The sequence below is a fragment of the Serratia sp. HNCC26DJ206 genome (assembly GCF_057180605.1).
Genome location: NZ_JBXUGP010000035.1, coordinates 20,566 through 37,693 on the forward strand (window position 1 = coordinate 20,566; position 17,128 = coordinate 37,693).

General features: G+C 49.8%; 17 protein-coding genes, 1 tRNA gene and 1 pseudogene. 9 read left to right on the forward strand and 10 right to left on the reverse strand.

What is annotated here, in order from left to right; genetic code table 11:
• Nucleotides 1-536: 536 nt before the first annotated feature.
• The 4 genes and pseudogenes from AC2A1E_RS20280 to AC2A1E_RS20295 form a co-directional block, all read left to right on the forward strand.
• The gene (locus tag AC2A1E_RS20280) at nt 537-743 is read left to right on the forward strand and encodes a YgaP family membrane protein (protein ID WP_484385260.1); all 207 of its coding nucleotides are present in this window, start codon (nt 537-539) and stop codon (nt 741-743) included.
• An 11-nt stretch (nt 744-754) separates the two neighbouring features.
• Complete coding sequence (locus AC2A1E_RS20285; protein ID WP_459399082.1) at nt 755-1,282, forward strand: RNA polymerase sigma factor; 528 nt, start codon at nt 755-757, stop codon at nt 1,280-1,282.
• Nucleotides 1,283-1,394: 112 nt separating this feature from the next.
• Entirely contained in the window at nt 1,395-1,751 is a 357-nt protein-coding gene (locus AC2A1E_RS20290) for a carboxymuconolactone decarboxylase family protein (RefSeq protein WP_484385261.1), read from the forward strand.
• Between the two features lie 41 nt (nt 1,752-1,792).
• Nucleotides 1,793-1,906: pseudogene (locus AC2A1E_RS20295) on the forward strand (IS630 family transposase); the annotation flags it as partial.
• Between the two features lie 81 nt (nt 1,907-1,987).
• Here the strand turns inward: AC2A1E_RS20295 and AC2A1E_RS20300 are convergent.
• The 4 genes from AC2A1E_RS20300 to AC2A1E_RS20315 all read right to left on the reverse strand — a co-directional run bounded on the left by AC2A1E_RS20300 (nt 1,988) and on the right by AC2A1E_RS20315 (nt 4,793).
• Nucleotides 1,988-2,587: an NADPH-dependent FMN reductase gene (locus AC2A1E_RS20300; RefSeq protein ID WP_484385262.1), complete on the reverse strand. Its 600-nt coding sequence runs from the start codon at nt 2,585-2,587 to the stop codon at nt 1,988-1,990.
• The gene (locus AC2A1E_RS20305) at nt 2,587-3,783 is read right to left on the reverse strand and encodes an MFS transporter (RefSeq protein WP_484385263.1); all 1,197 of its coding nucleotides are present in this window, start codon (nt 3,781-3,783) and stop codon (nt 2,587-2,589) included. The genes AC2A1E_RS20300 and AC2A1E_RS20305 overlap by 1 nt, the downstream gene beginning before the upstream one ends.
• 5 nt (nt 3,784-3,788) lie before the next feature.
• Nucleotides 3,789-4,406: a hypothetical protein gene (locus AC2A1E_RS20310; protein ID WP_484385264.1), complete on the reverse strand. Its 618-nt coding sequence runs from the start codon at nt 4,404-4,406 to the stop codon at nt 3,789-3,791.
• Nucleotides 4,407-4,717: 311 nt separating this feature from the next.
• A tRNA-Asn gene (locus AC2A1E_RS20315) sits at nt 4,718-4,793 on the reverse strand.
• Between the two features lie 375 nt (nt 4,794-5,168).
• On the opposite strand from AC2A1E_RS20315, the gene AC2A1E_RS20320 reads away from it, so the two are divergent.
• Together AC2A1E_RS20320 and AC2A1E_RS20325 are read left to right on the forward strand one after the other, a co-directional pair.
• A complete protein-coding gene (locus tag AC2A1E_RS20320; RefSeq protein WP_484385265.1) occupies nt 5,169-5,579 on the forward strand; it encodes a hypothetical protein in 411 nt (136 codons plus the stop codon).
• A gap of 218 nt (nt 5,580-5,797) precedes the next feature.
• A complete protein-coding gene (locus tag AC2A1E_RS20325; protein ID WP_484385266.1) occupies nt 5,798-6,985 on the forward strand; it encodes a sugar transporter in 1,188 nt (395 codons plus the stop codon).
• 61 nt (nt 6,986-7,046) lie between these two features.
• Here the strand turns inward: AC2A1E_RS20325 and AC2A1E_RS20330 are convergent, their stop codons facing one another.
• The 6 genes from AC2A1E_RS20330 to AC2A1E_RS20355 form a co-directional block, all read right to left on the reverse strand.
• Nucleotides 7,047-7,778 carry a fimbrial biogenesis chaperone gene (locus AC2A1E_RS20330; RefSeq protein WP_484385267.1) on the reverse strand — a complete coding sequence of 244 codons (732 nt, stop codon included), beginning with the start codon at nt 7,776-7,778 and terminating at the stop codon, nt 7,047-7,049.
• Nucleotides 7,775-9,166 (reverse strand): fimbrial protein, encoded by a 1,392-nt coding sequence (locus AC2A1E_RS20335; protein ID WP_484385268.1) that lies wholly within the window; start codon nt 9,164-9,166, stop codon nt 7,775-7,777. The genes AC2A1E_RS20330 and AC2A1E_RS20335 overlap by 4 nt, the downstream gene beginning before the upstream one ends.
• Complete coding sequence (locus tag AC2A1E_RS20340) at nt 9,151-11,766, reverse strand: fimbria/pilus outer membrane usher protein (protein WP_484385269.1); 2,616 nt, start codon at nt 11,764-11,766, stop codon at nt 9,151-9,153. Before AC2A1E_RS20340 ends, AC2A1E_RS20335 begins: the two co-directional genes overlap by 16 nt.
• Before the next feature lie 52 nt (nt 11,767-11,818).
• The gene (locus tag AC2A1E_RS20345; protein WP_484385270.1) at nt 11,819-12,559 is read right to left on the reverse strand and encodes a fimbrial biogenesis chaperone; all 741 of its coding nucleotides are present in this window, start codon (nt 12,557-12,559) and stop codon (nt 11,819-11,821) included.
• A 54-nt stretch (nt 12,560-12,613) separates the two neighbouring features.
• Nucleotides 12,614-13,135 (reverse strand): fimbrial protein, encoded by a 522-nt coding sequence (locus AC2A1E_RS20350; RefSeq protein WP_484385284.1) that lies wholly within the window; start codon nt 13,133-13,135, stop codon nt 12,614-12,616.
• 656 nt (nt 13,136-13,791) lie between these two features.
• Nucleotides 13,792-14,727 (reverse strand): LysR family transcriptional regulator, encoded by a 936-nt coding sequence (locus tag AC2A1E_RS20355; RefSeq protein WP_484385271.1) that lies wholly within the window; start codon nt 14,725-14,727, stop codon nt 13,792-13,794.
• Nucleotides 14,728-14,872: 145 nt separating this feature from the next.
• On the opposite strand from AC2A1E_RS20355, the gene AC2A1E_RS20360 reads away from it, so the two are divergent.
• From AC2A1E_RS20360 to AC2A1E_RS20370, 3 genes are all read left to right on the forward strand, one after another.
• Nucleotides 14,873-15,607 (forward strand): DsbA family protein, encoded by a 735-nt coding sequence (locus tag AC2A1E_RS20360; protein WP_484385272.1) that lies wholly within the window; start codon nt 14,873-14,875, stop codon nt 15,605-15,607.
• 44 nt (nt 15,608-15,651) lie between these two features.
• Nucleotides 15,652-15,954 (forward strand): monooxygenase, encoded by a 303-nt coding sequence (locus tag AC2A1E_RS20365; protein ID WP_484385273.1) that lies wholly within the window; start codon nt 15,652-15,654, stop codon nt 15,952-15,954.
• Between the two features lie 594 nt (nt 15,955-16,548).
• Nucleotides 16,549-17,076, forward strand: a complete 528-nt coding sequence (locus AC2A1E_RS20370) for a fimbrial protein (RefSeq protein WP_484385274.1) — start codon at nt 16,549-16,551, stop codon at nt 17,074-17,076.
• Nucleotides 17,077-17,128 lie beyond the last annotated feature (52 nt).

Sequence of the window (17,128 nt, forward strand, 5' to 3'; positions counted from 1 at the left end):
CAGCAGGGGCTGGCAGGCCAGGTATGTACGCATCTTTACTCTGCTTGTTTATCGCTGAATAGGTTTTAACGCCTGTCTGGCCTGATTTTCATGACGCCAGGTTTGTTCTGGGTCAGTACTTTGGCCAGTTCGGCGCGTGAACCGTCGCGTAGCTTTCTGGCCTTTACGGACGCCGCCAAAATAACGCTGATCCAGTTCAATACTTCACAGGTTTGTAAGACCAGATGAGGCTCAATGATTTGCCTCAATCTACACAAAAACAAAGTTGCTGAGTTCGGCTGTATCAAGAGTAAATCGGCCGCTGAGCGAGAGGCCACTAACAACACCAAGGATTCAAGCGGCTTTAATTACACTTTTTTGTTAATTTACAGAGTATTATATTCATTTCTAGCGGCCGGAAAAATTGCTTGTCTGCTACAGCCCCGAAAATATTTTTAATCCGGCGAATCCTTTTAAACGTTTAGGCCCTCTTTCTCTTTGCAGGTACCAAACGATTTGTTCCTGCCATCCATTATTCAGCCAAAAGAGAACCCATTATGTTCAATCGCAAAAATGTAGGGAACAAAGAAAGAATCGCCCGAGTTGTAGGGGGGTGCCTGTTGATACTGTACGGGCTGATCGGCCTCCATACTACGTGGTTGGGGATAACCATTGCGGGCGTCGGCTTTGTGAGCCTGGTTACTGGTGCATTGCGATACTGTCCGGTGCGTGCCGTGGCCAGTCGAAAATCCACAGGTCACTGAGCGGGAGCCTCATGCGGATTCAAGAGAATACCTTTGCTGCGGCCCAAGCTGGGGACCCCGTAGCGTTAGAGCATATGCTGGTTCAGCTACGTCCGGATATCCGGCGTTATGCCCGTTACCAGTGTCAGCGGTCGTCTGCGATAGATGATGTGGTACAGGAAGCACTCATTATTCTCTACCGAAAAGTAGGGACAGTTCGCACTGCATCAGCACTAAACGGGTGGCTGTACAAAATCGTCACACGCCTGTGCATGCTGCCAGCCCTCATGTTCCTGAGGGGAATGGAGGATCTGAAGAATATTGAAAACTCGTCCCGCTTTGCCGAGATACCGGTGAATGAACTGCGCATGGATCTGGTTCATGCACTGGAATCTTTGCCTTCAACGCATCGCGAAATCATTCTGCTGCGGGATTTGCAGGAAATGACCATCAGTGAAATTGCCAATTACCTGAACATCACGCGTGAAGCGACAAAAAGTCGCTTACATCGCGCACGGGCTCTGGTCAGGGAATATCTGCTGGCGGAAAAATCTGCATAAAATTATTGAGTTGAGCATAGAGTGCCGATTTGCTCGGTTTGAATCAGGCAGAGTTTGTCCTTGCGAGGGCAATTAAGATGCCTTTTACTACAATGAGTCAGCGAGAATAATCATGACCGTATATCAGCGCCCTGAAGACTTATCCCTTGCCAAAGAACTCCTCCGGTTGGCGCCCAAAGAAGCACAAGCATTTCTTGGTTTGAAGTCGGCTGCCGAACGCACAGATGGCCTCATCCCCGAAAAGTACCGCGAGCTTATCTCTATCGCGGTCGCTCTCACTACTCAGTGTTCATATTGTATTGATGTACATGCAAAGAACGCTGCCAAGGCTGGTGCTACGCGAGAAGAAATCGCAGAGACGGTTTTTATTGCCTCAGCGCTTCGCGCCGGTGCAGCCGTAGGCCATGGCCTTCTTACATTACGACTTTTTGATGAGGTGCCATTGACGAATCATCAGCAAGGCGAGTGACATTATCGTTCAGCATTCAACTTGATGCGCATGGTGCTAGGGTAACCCGGAATCATAGCTGCCGTTCGATGTGGCAATTACTGAAAAAGGTACGCCACTTTATGAAAACGGTCAGCCCATTCCCTGGTAGGAAGCACGGTCAGGCAAAAGTGTAGCGGTATTAGGATCAGCTATTTAGTGGCGGCCAAAAGTGCGATGCCAGCATATTGCTCGGCGGCATTGCGTTCAGAGAAAAGTCACATACCGTATCGGAATTGCTCGAAATCAACGACGCCGGAAGCGCGTACTTGAGACAACGCCGAGCCATACTGCAGCAACAGGTTCAGTTGGTAGTCGATCCTTGCCCGCAGTCGTTGCTCATGATCGTCGGCAGGAAGCGGAGTTCTTAGCGTATTGTTTGCATCACGTACGATAATATGGTCCGGGAGATAGCAGATATGGTTGTTTTTATAACCGCTGCTTCGCAGTTCATGGATCGGATAAGCGCCGCCCATTCCCGATGATACGCTGACCAACAGCGCTGGTTTATGACCCACATATTCTGCTTCGCAGAGCAGTAGGAAGTTTTTCAGCATCGGCGGTGCCATGCCGTTCCACTCTGGGGTGACGATGATCAATGCTTCAGCATTGATCAATCGTTCATTACACTCTTTAAGCACTGACCATTTCTGCGCATTCGTTTCCACATCTTCGTCCCACAAGGGCAGGTTTATTTCAGCTAAATCGAGCGTATCGACAAAGTGTTCTTTCTGCTGGAGCTGGTGAGCAATATAATTTGCCACATTGCGGGAGTTTGATTGCTTGCGATGGCTGCCTGTCACGATAGCGATATTCATTACGATCTCCTTATTTTCTGCGGCCGATTAGCATAAAACGACCACAACATTAAACTGATAGGGGCAGTGGCGCTGATAATCAGAACATAGGACCAAGCATATTCGTAACTTTCCTGGAAGAGGATGACGACCAGTCCGGTTGCAATCACGCGGTTAATCAAGGTGAATAACTGGCCGGTCGAAAAAACGCGCCCGATTTTTTCGCTGTCTATTTCAGTAAGAACGACATTCTGACTGCTTATACGTGATGCGGAATTAAATAAACCAAGGAAGAAAGCTCCGCATAAAATCACCGGCAAAGTGGGGGTGCTGGCGATCAGTAGAACTGTTAAGGCGAAACCGCCGGTAAAGAGGTGAACCAATTTTCTCGCAGAGAATTTGGGTGCCAACCAACCCAGCAACAGGCTAACTAAAATGGCGCCCAGGCCATAAATGATGCCGAAGGAAGCGTAAGATTCAATCGAGGCATGCAGCACTTCGTGCATAAATGGAGCCTGAATAACGTTAACCACCATGATACAGACAAAGGGTACTGCACCTACCAGAAGATATAAAATGATATTCCGGTTTTCTGGCTGGAGCTGAATAAGCGAGCTTTTGGGTATCTGAGTGTTTACAGGAGAGTGCCGTTGGTAAGGGATTGCTAGCAAGATAAACAGAGAGATGGCAATCAGCGTGACCAGCAGCACAAAGATAGTATCATAGCTCAAATATGACGATACAGAGATGACTAATAGCGCAGAGATCAATGTTGATGCTTGTGATTCCATCTCAAGAAGGGAGTTGGTTCGTGATAGATAATCACCGCTGAATATATCTTTAATAAACCCCTGCCGAGCGATATAGAAGATAGCATAATAAAATTGAATGACAAAATAGGAGGCGACTAAAGGTAGCATAATGCTGAAGGAGAAGTACCGGCTGCAAATAGCCAGGATGAAAGCGATACAAATGATGACATTGAGCACCGTGAGTAGATTTTTCCTATTGAATTTGTCGACCAGCATGCCGAACCATGGCGTGAAGAATATAAGCATCAAGGAAGATATTGTAGCCATTATCGCCAATAGTCTGGGTTGCCCACCTTCATTACTTATATACCAAGGGATGATATACATCCCTATGCTTACGGCGACCGAGGAGAAGAAATTGGATGCTACCAGTAAGGTTAAGCAAGTATTTTGCGACAAGTTCATGAGTATTACACCATTTTCAACTGTGTGCCGGGTTTTATCTGCTCATTATGTAGTTCGTATTGTTGAAGATAGCCTGAGCGACCTAAAGTCGCAAATATATTGTCGTTGATATGTATAATGTTTTTCATATAGTCCTCGCTGTTATAGACGCTGTCTAACTGAGTCGCGGACAAACGGTCATAGAGCCAAATTCTGCGGTTGTAAGTGATGAAAACGATATAGTCATCGATGAAAACAAAGTCCTCCACCGTGTTGTCATTAGGGCTGATAAACTCAACATGGTGTTGCCACTGTTCATCAAAGAAGATTTTATGAATAGAACCACTGTAAGAAATATAGAGCGTCTGGTTATCAAACCACTTGAGGCGTTTTGGCAAGCGACAGTCGGTGGTTTCAATGACTCGATTGTGCTCCAGGTCATATAAATAGATTTTGCCCAGACGTTCCGCAAAAGCCAGCGTAGCGCCATTTGGCGAGATGCCCAGTGACCAAATCGGCTCGTCCCCCTGATGAAGAGTGGTGATCTGACCGTGGTGATATTGGTAGACGGTGCCGTTTTCGCTGGCTAGATAGCAGCACTGGCGCTGCGGACAGTAACAGACGTCACGAAAAGCGGTGGGCAAATCGTGCCTCGTGCTGGTGCCGTTTTGATTGACAATGATGCCCTAGCAAAGCCAACGCTCGGTTAAAGTCGTTGGAAAAGCGGGCTCTTTGCGTTATGTAATGCTCTACTCCTCATTGTTTTTCCTCTTCATGAAATGGACTTTGACTAATCTGGGGTAGACTGAAATGAGGGAACAGGTCAGCTGTTAGTGTCCTGATTTTGTGAGCTATTACACTTGTTTTTTTGTTATGACGGCACTTAAAATCCCAAGTGTCAGCGCCATGAAACGCAAAAACCCCGCTTAGTTGCCTAAGCGGGGTTTTTAAAATTTGGCTCCTCTGACTGGACTCGAACCAGTGACATACGGATTAACAGTCCGCCGTTCTACCGACTGAACTACAGAGGAATCGTGTGAACGGGGCGCATGATAACGGCGGGCTGTGGGTTTGTCAAAGCACTAAAGTGAGAAAAAAGAGTGTTTGTTGGCGGATTGAGCATCCTGGATTGTTTTTCAGCACTTTTTCTTGGTTAAGGGCAGTAAAAGTAGCCTACTAACCTTTTAAGGTAATGATATTTATCAATTCGATGTTACTATTCTTTATGTTCCGCATGGATTATTTTTAAGATTATTCTATGCTATTCTGGAAGATGTTCTGTGATGATAAGGCTATTGTGACCTTTGCGGGCCTTGTCAGGGTTATGCCTGTTACTCTATGCTACGCAAAGTCATTTTTATGGCGGTAAACCACACCGTTCCTTTGTTTCCCGGAGTTTCCCAGTAATGAAAAAAACAATCGCGGTAGCCGCAGTGTGTGTGTTGATGGCAGGGTGCCAGAATATGAATCAGCGCCCTAAAGCCAACACAGCCCCTGTGGCAACGCCGCGCCCGGCCGCTGTGACTCAACCGGTGGCACAGCCTGTAATTTCTGAAAGCACAGAGACATTGGTCGGTTCATGCATGAAAGAGCTGAATGCGTTGCAGCAGGTCAATCAAGAGATGTACCAGACTCGCAGCATTGAATTGAACCATATTCTGTCGGAAGCTAAGCTGTATATGCGGGTTCGTGACAACGTAAGCACCGATATCCATCAAATCATGGATGCCGCTTATAAATTCCGTATTTCAAAAACCTGCAATCAGATCAGAACCGATCTGACCAAAGCACTGGTTCAGCGTGTTGTTGGTTCGTAAAGCTTCTCTTTAGGAGCAACTCGTATTCAAGATTTCTTGGTATACGTGTTTTTACAGTAGAAACGCTCTCATTTGGGAGCGTTTTTGTTTTTATCCCTGCCGTCGCCAGTGGCGATGCTGTTGAAAAAAACAGCGAAATAAAATGTGATCTATATCGCATTTTTATTGCTGGTTGGCTAACATAGCGCTATTGCCTGCCCCTGCTATGGATCATCGTAATGGAAGAAGTCAGTCCTTCCCGCTCAACCGCCTGGATGCGCGTGGTTGTTCTCGCCGTTTCAGCATTTATCTTCAATACTACCGAATTTATCCCGGTCGGATTATTGAGTGACATTGCCCAGAGTTTTGAGATGCAAACCGAACAGGTTGGCCTGATCATCACTATTTATGCTTGGATCGTTGCCACCGCATCGCTGATTTGTATGCTGCTGACCAGCAAAATTGAACGGCGCAAACTGCTGATCGGGGTATTTGTCCTGTTTATTGCCAGCCACGTGCTCACCGCAGTGGCGTGGAACTTCACCACGTTAGTTATCTCTCGTGCCGGTGTGGCGCTGGCGCACTCGGTGTTCTGGTCGATCACCGCGTCGTTGGCGATCCGCGTTGCTCCTGCGGGCAAAAAAGCGCAGGCGTTGAGCATGCTGGCAGGGGGCACTGCGTTGGCGATGGTGCTCGGGCTGCCGTTAGGCCGAGTGGTGGGGCAACTGCTTGGTTGGCGCATGACCTTTATCGGTATTGCCATTTGCGCCACTCTGGCGCTGCTGATGTTGTGGCGTTTGCTGCCAGAGCTGAAAAGCGAGCATTCCGGTTCACTTTCCAGCGTGCCAGTGCTGTTCAAACGCCCTGCGTTAGTCAGCCTGTTTATGTTGACCATTATTGTGGTGACGGCACATTTCACCGCCTACAGCTATATCGAACCCTTTATTCAGAACGTGGCGGCGCTGACGGCAAACTTTACCACGCTGATGTTGTTGCTGTTCGGGGCGGCCGGTATTCTCGGCAGCCTGCTGTTTAGCCGCTACAGCGAACGCTTTCCCTCGGGTTTCTTTATTGGCGCGATTGGGTTGTTGGCCATCAGCCTGTTGCTGCTGTTGCCCGCTTCGGGGAGTGAAACGGCGTTGACGCTGTTGTGCGTGGTGTGGGGCATGGCGATTATGGCGATTGGCCTCTCGATGCAGGCCAACGTATTGCGCCTGGCACCGGATGCTACCGATGTCGCCATGTCGATCTACTCCGGCCTGTATAATTTTGGTATCGGCGCAGGTGCGCTGCTGGGTAACCAGGTCAGCCTGCATCTGGGGATGTCGAATATTGGTTTTGTCGGCGCGCCGCTGGCGCTGATCGCTCTGGGCTGGTGCGTGCTGAGTTTTTACCGCAGCGAACGTTTGCAGCAGCAGCGGGTTTGATAAGAATTGGCCCCACAGGGCCAGTTTCCTGCCTTGAAACTCTCGAGCCTTGGGTTGTTAGTTACCGCTTAAGGGATTTTTTGCCTTCAACACCGTTACCATCATCATTGATCAAAATATAACGGATACTGTCCGGTTGCCAGTTCGCTTCGCCACTGAGTTCCAGCGTCTTGCTGGAGAAAGGGGCCAGCATACCAATGCCTGCCGGATATGATTTACCACCACCCGTAAGGCTGGCTGCACTGAAGGTAGCGTAATAGGGTGAGGTGTTTTCGACTTTAAGTTTCAGCATACCAGGCAGTCTGATCAGGCTGAACTGCTGCTGTTCTGTCAGTTTCTCGACATTCGGCTTCAGGTTCTGCGGCCGATAAAACATCTTCAATTGCAGGCGTACTGCCACTTTTACCGCAGAAACACCAGGCGGTAAGTTGGCATCAGTGGGGGGGATCTCGTAGACATTCAGCCAGTAAAGGGATTCACGATCCTGTGGTTGCTGTATCTGAGTGGCTAGCAGGCGCAGGTTTTTCCTTTCTCCCGGCTCTAGCCGGAAAAGCCCCGGCAGTGGCAACACCGGGACGTCTCCTGCTGTTTCCGGTGTCCCTTCCGGGGCTCCATTATCAATCCAGGTCTGCACAATTACCGGATAAGGATTGCCGTTCGACAACAGCAGTGACCGTTCGCGATCGGCAGCGGAAAACACCACGCGCGATGATTCAATAATCACGCCTGCCTGTGCCCAACTGCTGAACAACAGCGCGCCTGCAATACATAATCCGGTTAATTTTCGCATCATTGCACCTGAATAATAACCTGAGCTGTCGCGCTCACTTTGCCCGCGGTAACCGTTTTGCCTGGTAAGGCTTTCAGCGTGGCATTAAGGTTTTTAGTATAGGTGGTTACGCCATTGACGACACCCCCAGCGGTTGCATCCGTCAATACCGGGTACCAGCCCGCATTGTTGCCCCCCAGCACCGAGCCACTCAGCGTACTGAGCAGATTCAATACCGTGCCGTTGGTACGTGAAATCTGAATGCCTACGCCGCTGGCGACGTTGGGATCGGTGCCATAGCCATCGGATAAAAGATAGCTGACGCCTGAACCGGCGGTACCAAAGCCAGCGGATACAGCTGCCGCCGCGTTGGCGGGTTGTACCAAAATCCCCATTGCTGTCTGGTTGGCAGCCACTCCGCTAGCCAATGCCACTAGGCCAGCATTGGCAGGGGCCCCGGTCTGGCAGGCAAACTGAATCGTTATCGGCATCTGGCGTGTCACGCCGGATTTCAGTTCCGCTACCGTAATAAGCGGGAAAACAACCGTAGGGGTCACGTTAGTGACCGAACAGCTCGCCGCCCGGCGGACATAAATACGGTTATGCAGGTTGACCGCGCCCGGCCAATAAGCGTACCAACCACCATATATTGATAAGGAGTCTGCGCCAATGCTTAGATTGGAGGAGAGGGTTCCCCCCTTAAAAGCGATATAAGTGTTGGGTTGTGTCCAATTGACAACGCCGGTAGTGGCTGAGCCTACGGAGTTACTCAGGCGAAATAGCTCTACTTTGGTATTGCTAAAGTTTTTGGCCTTAACCAGTATCCACCCTTGTGAGTCCGTATCCAGGTTGGTCAAGAGGCGCGCTTTCCAGTAACGAGAATAATATTCGCCAGTAACCAGATTAGTCGCTCTCAGGGCTACGCCATCGATAATAGTTTGATAAGACTCTGGTAAGCCATAGGCAGAGCCTACCTCTACATAGCCTGCGTAGGTTGAGTCTCCGTTGGTGGCATAGTACTCGTACAGCTTTCCAGCTTCGCTGGCGGTGCAGCGGAATAGGATTTGATCTGAATTGTATGTTTGAGCCCCAGATTGTAGGAAGTCAACGATACCGCTGGCAATCAATGTGCCATTCGGCTGAAAGGTGCTGCTGTTGACATTGATAACGGTCTGTAAGGTACCCAAAGAACCTGCCGCATCAATGGAACCGTCCCAATTGGCTGCCGTGCCTTTGCCCGCTTCGGTATAATAAGGTGAGCTTGACGTATTGTTGATGGCCGTGATTTTGTAACACTCTGCCCAACTCGGCGTTGCCAGCGTGATGCCCGCCAGCGTCAGCAATGCAGCAGAAAAGGTTTTGCGCATAGTTGTTATCTCACGTTTTGCTTTGAGCGTCAGTGGCTGTTGCATGGTAACTCCAGACGATACAGTGACTGTGACATGTCCTGACCGCGTAAATCGTAATTCAGGGTGCATTGCTCGCTGGCAGACTCGCCCCACTTGACCTGCAATGTTCCTTGCTTGCCTGAAGCGCGGGCATAAATCTGGTTGCCTTGGCCCACCAGGCCGATAACGGCATTATTGCTGTCATACACGTTGCTGCCCAGCGGTAAGTTGCCACTTTGTGCGCCCAACAGTTTGATCAGCAAGGCATAACCTTCCAGCGTTTTGAAGTGGACTTTGACTACCGAGCCAGCATATGGCGCTACGCGCTGCTGGTTCTCGGTGAGTTCGGCACTGGCGTTCTCAATCCCTTTGGCGTCGAGGCCGATATCGTTATAACGATAGGGCACCAGAGAAGGGACAATGGCATAACCGGAGCTATTGATCTTTGCACCCATGCCGTTAATCACATCAGCACCTTTTACCCCATCCGCTTCAACCAGCCCAAAGGTATCGCCCAGATAAGGGCCGAACGTCACACCACCGCTATGCAATACCGCAGCACCACGGGCGCTGGCGCCACCTTGAGTATAATTTTTGCCCTGTGAGAAGCTGCCACCGAAGGTAGCTACAGACATCTGTTTGGTCAGGTTGGTACCGAAACTGGCTCCGGTACCGCCAGAGTCGAAAGCACCATTAACAGTATAGCTTAGGCTCTGATCTTCCCCGAGAGTCCCGGCCAATGCGCTTTGGTAGTTAGTATTGCCGTTAGCACCGGTGGAGTGGCTGATACCTGACGACAGGATCGGCGAGCGTGAGCCTACGCCCAGCGGGATGGAAACCGAGAACATAACAATATTCTGCGTGCTGCCGTTGGCCGCATCTCCCGCTGACTGCACACCATAGCGTGTACTGCCGGTTTGCTGGCGGCTGAGCGACAGGTTATAGCTGATATTGTTAAAACTGTGCGAATAGGCCATCTGATACTGGGTATCACGTCCACGGTTTCCGCGGTAAGTGCTGGTGGAGCCGGAGAAATAGATCTGGCCGTATTCCCCTAAGCTTTGGCTCACCGTAGCGACAAACTGATTGCTCTGCTGATAGGTGCTGGATGACCAGACGTTGTTGTTTTCATACGCATTGCGTAATCCCAGGACGTCGTTCAAGTCGCGATAGCCCTGAGTCGAGTAGCGATACCCGGCCAGCGCCAGCGTGGTAGAGGTCGGAATAAAGGTGCGGCTGTAGGTTGTACCCAGGCGCCAACCATCCAGGGTCTTGCCCCACATGTCTGCCCGCGAATACACGGCATTGACGCCCACCGCACCAAGCTGACTGCTAAACACGGCCCCACCGAGTAATGCCTGGTAGCCGTCAGAGACACGGATACCTGAATTGGTGGTAATGGCGTTGGTCAAACCGGCCTGATAGGTCAAATCGGCAAATGTCGCATTGCTGTTACCGATGTTGCGGACCTGCCCGGCAGCGATGCTCAGGTTAGAATGCCCTGGTCGCATCGAGTCTGGGACGGCAGAGAACGGCACCGTAAAGGAAGAAATGCGGCCATCGGCTTCCTGTACTTCCACCACCAGGTCACCTTGGAAACTGGTCGGATACAGGTCATCAATGATGAACGCGCCGGGTGCGACGGTGGTCTGATAAATCTGCACCCCTGACTGGCGCACGCTGACTTTCGCCGTGGTAGATGCCACGCCGCGAATGGTCGGCGCATAGCCACGTTGTGATTCCGGCAGCATACGATCGTCGGTTTCAAACAAAATACCGCGAAAGCCCAGGCTGCTGAACAGGTTGCCCGAGGTGAAGCTTTCGCCCAGCGTCAATTGCCCTCTGATTGACGGCAGTGGGCGCTGTACGTAGGTGCGTATCGAGTTCCACTGGCTGCTGCTTGTGCCTTTATCGCTGTTATAACGCGTAAAGCTCGATTGCTGGCGGAATTGCCACAGACCAAGGTTGATACCCGAGTTCAGACCCAGATAAGTGGAGTCTGTCGTATTGCCGGAAGCTTGTGTCCGGTAATAGTTGGTGTCGTAATTGCTAAACGCGACGGTTTCTCCGGCGGATAAATCGTTGACCGGTACTGCACCGCGTGCTTCACGCTTCATCAACAGTTGTGGCACGGAAAGATCGAGACGCAGGCGTGCAAAATCAAAACGGCTGGATGCGCCATCGACCTGTTGCTCCAGATTCAAGCAATTGGGCACATTCTCAGCTTTGGCTTTGATTGCGCTAGGTAAAATGCCCGCATCAAGCAGCATATCCGCTGACAGACAGGCTGAGACCTGACCTTGCTCCCCAGCGGCGAACAGCAGGGACTTTCGGGTAAAGAAATCACCGTTGACGAAGATATCAACCTGATAAGTTCCGGGCTCAATGGTGTTAGCCTGGTTAAAACGGGCGATGTTCTTCTGTTCTTTGGCACTGCCTACCAACATACTGTCATCGAATTCAAACTGGTTGTTGTTGGTGGCTGCGAAGGCTTGCGGTATCAACAGCCCCAGCAAAAGCGCCAACGGCTTGAGCCGAGTCCCATTTATCGGTGAATTGACCAACACTGCCTTCCCTTGGCGAATATCGGAATAGCGTGGGGAAATGGTTATTTTTGTGTGCATTCCTTTAGTCCCTAAAACGCGAAATCCTGGTACTGCGAATTAATACGGCCGATCAGTTGAGACGGCTTTCTTGGCTGGTGTGGCCACCGTAGTCATTGATCAACGTAAATTTAATCTTCTGCGCACCAGCAGGGGACTGGGTACCTTTTTCTAACTTCCAGCTTGCCTGAGACTTCGGTGCCACCATCTCCGTCTTGAAGGGCACTTCTTGATTGCCTACCACTGCGGCGGCTTTGATAATGGAAGCGTAATAGCCGGAGTTATTATTGGCCGTCAGCACCCATTGCCCTGCTTGTTGTTTCAGTGAAAATTGGATTTGCTCTGCAACTTTTTCTGGGCTACCGACGATATTTTTAGGGCGATAGAAAATTTTGAGCCGGTTACGCAGCACTACCAGCATCTGGTTATCTGCATTATTGGCCATATTCTTCGGTGGGATCTGCACACTGTTCAGGTAAAACACCGATTCGCGATCCTTTGGCAAGTCTTTACCGGTAAAGACCAGACGGACTGACTGACCGGTTTTTGGCTCAATACGGAACAGGGCGGGTACCACGACAAAGGGCCCATCAGCACTGTCAGGTGTTGAGGTGGGATTGTTGATGTCTGACCACATCTGCATCACATACGGAATACTGTCATTATTGGTGAGTTGTATCGTCTGTGATTGGGTATCCGCTGGGTAGATGATCCTGGTGTTGAGCATGACTACGCTGGCGGTCAGAGGGGCAGAAAGTAACATAAGGAATGCGGAGAACGCGCCAAGCACGATCCCTGGATATTTGATCGTCACACGAAGTATCCTCTCGGAATGCCCCTTCCACCTGAGTGGAAGGGGCAACACTTATTACTGATAAGACACTGCGTATTGCACGCTACCCAACACAGAACCTGCGGTGGCGGCGTCTTCAGCATAATAGCGCACGGCAAAGTCATGGGATGCAGAAGTTGCACCATTTGCCAGTGACAGACCATTAGCACCGGTTTGGCCGGTCAGATCCAGAGGAATCGCTGGTGTTGCAGGGTCAACCAACTGCAGGGACACATTGGTGGCGGAACCGGTGTTGCCCATATTGCCAGTTGCAGTCAGGTTGTTGCCTACAAACACGGTTTTAATTGCGGTGGTACCTACAGAAGCTGTGCAACCGGTCAGGCTGATGGTGAACGGTGTTTGACCTGCAGTAGCACCGGTCTGATCCAATGCGCTAGCTGCAACCGTTGGCAGCAGGATCAGCGGCGTTGAGGCGTTGCCGTTGATGCTAATGTCACAAGTCTGGTCAGCCACTTCACCCTGGAACTTAATGGTGTTGTCAGCCAATGCAGCGGTGGATAAAACCAGGCCAGCAACAACGATCGCGATTTTGTTCATTTTCATGTTAAAAATTTCCCTTAGGTTAAGTCATTGGCGAATTGATTACTGATTTCGCCGTTTCCTGTGTTTACAGCTCTACGTTTTTATTGACCTGATTCTCGGATAATTCTTGATTGCAACATGCAGCAAACTGCGGGCTTACATTGTTTACTCAAGAGAAGTCCGATAACACTGTCTCCATGTGTCAGCCAGCCAATCTATGAAAATGCGCTAAATGCGTTTATTGATTAGCCTGCCGTTGACGAGATATATCCTAATCCAATTGGCTCTAATTGGAATCATTAACTATTAAATGATTTATTTTAAGTTTATAGTTCTGTATTTAATGTTTTATTGAGGCCATTTAATGAGTAAGTATCGCACTGATTTGTGAGGTAGGATATTTCACTAAGTATTTTCCTAAATTTTTCGTCTGGGAAACATCTTATTCTGGGTGGAGGGGGATTGATGCAGGTCAAATATTGTATTGATGGTGTGGCTGATATTGCAGGTGATGTTTTTATAAATTTTTTCTTACATTTACTAAGAAAATGACACTTTTTAAGGTGATCCTCAGTTATGGGGCAGATTGTTCTGGTATGTCTCTGTTTCCATTAGCGTTGAAGCCGCAACGCTTTTCTCACCAGAGGTACTTCGCTTAAGAGGACTTCCGTTCAACCTCGGTTATGCAGATCCCATGGTTTTAGGCTCAGGGAAGGATGCGTTTGCAGAACGTTGAATGCCCAGTCCACAAAGCTTCTTACCCGCACGGACAAGTGTTTAGTGCTGGGGTAAATGATATTGAGCTGTCGGGGGGGAAAACTCCACTTCGGTAAGACCGGGCACAGCACGCCTGCATGCACCAACGATTCAACGGCGAAAGGAGCCGCAGGGCAGATGCCAACACCAGCCACACAGGCGGCAATCGAAACCTCGTTATCATCGAATAACCAATCATAAGGCCCGTCGATCTCCCGGCTCTCTTGGGCCGATCGCAGTTGCCAGATCAGTGGACGATGGTTCCGGCTGCTGAACCAGCTGATTTTCTGGTGTGTTAGCAGTTCGTCGGGCGTGTTGATGGGGTCATGAGTCAGAAGGTAATCAGCGGAGGCGTAAAGCCCAAGATGAACATTGCAGATGTGCTTCGCAATCAGGCTGGAATCCTCCAGGTGCCCACCCCGGATAGCGCAATCGATCCCTTCTTCAAAGAGATTGCTAATTCTGTCACTACAACCAAACCGCAGTGAAATATCTGGAAATTTCGCCTTGAATTCGGGTAATCGTGGAGCGAGCAGGTAGCGAGCAATCGATGCCAGCACTTCTACTCGTACCTTGCCCTGTGGATTTGTCGCCTCACCTTTGAGCGAACCCTCCAACTCTTCTATCTCGCTGAGAATCTCAAGGCAGCGCTCATAGTAGGCGGTTCCCTCTTCTGTCAGGCCCATCGTGCGAGTCGTCCGGTGCAGGAGCCTGATACCCAGAAGGCGTTCAAGGTCGGTGACCCTCTGCGACACCCTGGCTTTGGGCAGTTCCAGTGCTTCTGCTGCACGCGTAAAGCTGCCGGTTTCAACCACCCGGACGAAAGTGAGCATTGCGGTAAGTTTGTCCATTTGTTCTCAAAAGTTGAACAGCTATTTCATTTAAAGCGTATTTTTCATCAATTCGAAACCCATTACTCTATTTTCCCTTACCTTCCTGTCGGCGTAGTACTTATGGCATGGGTCAGTCAGACAGAGTATTTACCGGAGAAACCTGATGATGAAATGCGATCCTGATGCAGGACACTGTACCTTGAACGGGTCAGAATATGCTTCGGCGCTGGCTATTGTGCCACAGATAGAAGGAGTGGCCGTCCACTATATTGGCGACCCCATGTGTTCCTGGTGCTGGGGGATTTCACCGGTTGTCAGTCAGATTGCTGATTTCTGTCAGCAGATGGGAATCAACTTCGCCATCACGACTGGGGGATTACGTGCCGGTGGCGGAGACCCTTGGAACGAGGCCTTCAAGCATTTTCTGCGTAAGGAGTGGAGCCACATTGCCCAAGTCACGGGCCAGCCGTTTGGTTTTGACCTGTTGCAGGCCAGCCACTTTGACTATGACACCGAACCGGCTTGCCGTGCGGTTGTGGTCGCTAAACAGCTTATGCGGCAAAACAACCAGACACCGCGCGAACTCTTGGCTTTCTTTGCTGCCGTTCAGCGGAGGTTTTATGTTGAAGGTGGCGATCCGAAAGAAACCGAGTTTTACCGTCAACTTTGTGCACAGAGCGGTTTGGATTTTACGCTGTTCAGCCATGCATTTAACTCCAGCGTAGCCAAAAAAGACGTCTACCAGGATTTTGTAAAATGCCGTCAGTGGGGGGTAAGTTCTTTCCCCACTTTGCTGTTGGAGAATCATGGGGCCATGAGCCCTTTGAGCACCGGCGATGCCACAGCGCAGCCGATAATTGCGCAAATAAAAGCTCGAGTGGGATCAGATATCGTTTAAAGCGGCTGATCATGAAACCTTAATAAGTGTTAGGAGGATTACCGATGTACTACATTCTTCAAGTTGATTTTCCCTACTCAGGGCCATGGGGAACTGCCATGCACCAAGCTATGGAGGAACTTGCCCGCTCGATTTCCGAGGAGCCCGGTTTCATCTGGAAATATTGGACAGAGAATCAGCAAGAGAATGAAGCTGGGGGGATTTACCTGTTCAGTGACGAACGTTCTGCGGCTGCGTATCTGAAAAAACACACCAGCAGGTTAAAAGGCTTCGGCATCTCTAGCGTTAACGGCAAAATTTTTTCGGTTAACGAAGCCTTATCACGGCTCAATCACGCCCCTTTCTAATAATGAAGGCTGTTTAGCTTAACGCTTTGGGTACACGAACTGAGGGGGAGGGGATAACCTTCCCTGGTAGCAGTCAGATATCGGATAGAGAATGACCGGTTCTGGTGAGTAAGTGTATAAGGCTCGTACAGCGTTCAGATCGCTACGGAACATAAGTCTGACCATTCTTCGTTACATTCTTGAGAGGATTCCCAGAGGTTTTATCTGGGAATTATCCTTGAGAACTATCTTACCTGGGTGTGCTTCTTGGTGTTCATGCATTAATTTAATGCATTAAAACATTAAAATCAGCTTTTAATTCTTAACATTCAACATTCAATGGTTAATGATTCTATTTTTGTGGCTGCTGTGTAGAATATCTCTCGTCGAATCAAGCTAATCAATCACTGCTGTAGTGCATTTTCAGGGATTGGTTGGCTGACATGAAATCGGTGATATCAGATTGTTCTGGTGGTGGAAAACGCCTCACATTAAGTTTAAAGAGCAATCTGAGTATCAAGGCCGATAGAGAGAACGTACTAACGTTGCCATTGGGAATGAGAACCGCGAGTTGCTCGTCCCTTTACTACTGAATATGAAGGTTGAATACAGAGTATGAAAATGAAAAAAATTGCGATTGTTGCTGCTGGCCTGGTTTTTTCTACTGCTGCATTGGCCGATAACACCATTAAATTTCAGGGTGAAGTGGCCGACCAGACTTGTGACATCAATATCAATGGCAATGCCTCAACACCGCTGATCCTGCTGCCAACGGTGTCGGCCACATCGCTGGCTACATCAGGCACGACTGCTGGGCGGACGCCGTTCACCATCAGCCTGACCGGTTGTACAGCTTCTGGCAGCACCACCGCCATCAAGACCGTATTTGTCGGCAACAACCTGACCGCTAACGGCCGTATGGGTAACACCGGGACTGCGGGTGGAGTGTCACTGCGCTTGGTAGACCCAGCAGCGCCAACGACTCCATTGGATCTGACGGGGCAAACCGGGGCTGCGGGCCTGTCTTTGGCCGCGAGCGCCACTACTGCGTCGCATGACTTCGCGGTGGAATACTATTCTGAAGGCGGCGCGACCGCAGGTTCTGTGCTGGGTAGCGTGCAGTACTCCATCTCTTATCGGTAATAAATCTTTCTTGTTCAAGCAGGCCAATCAATAAATGTATTTAACACATTTC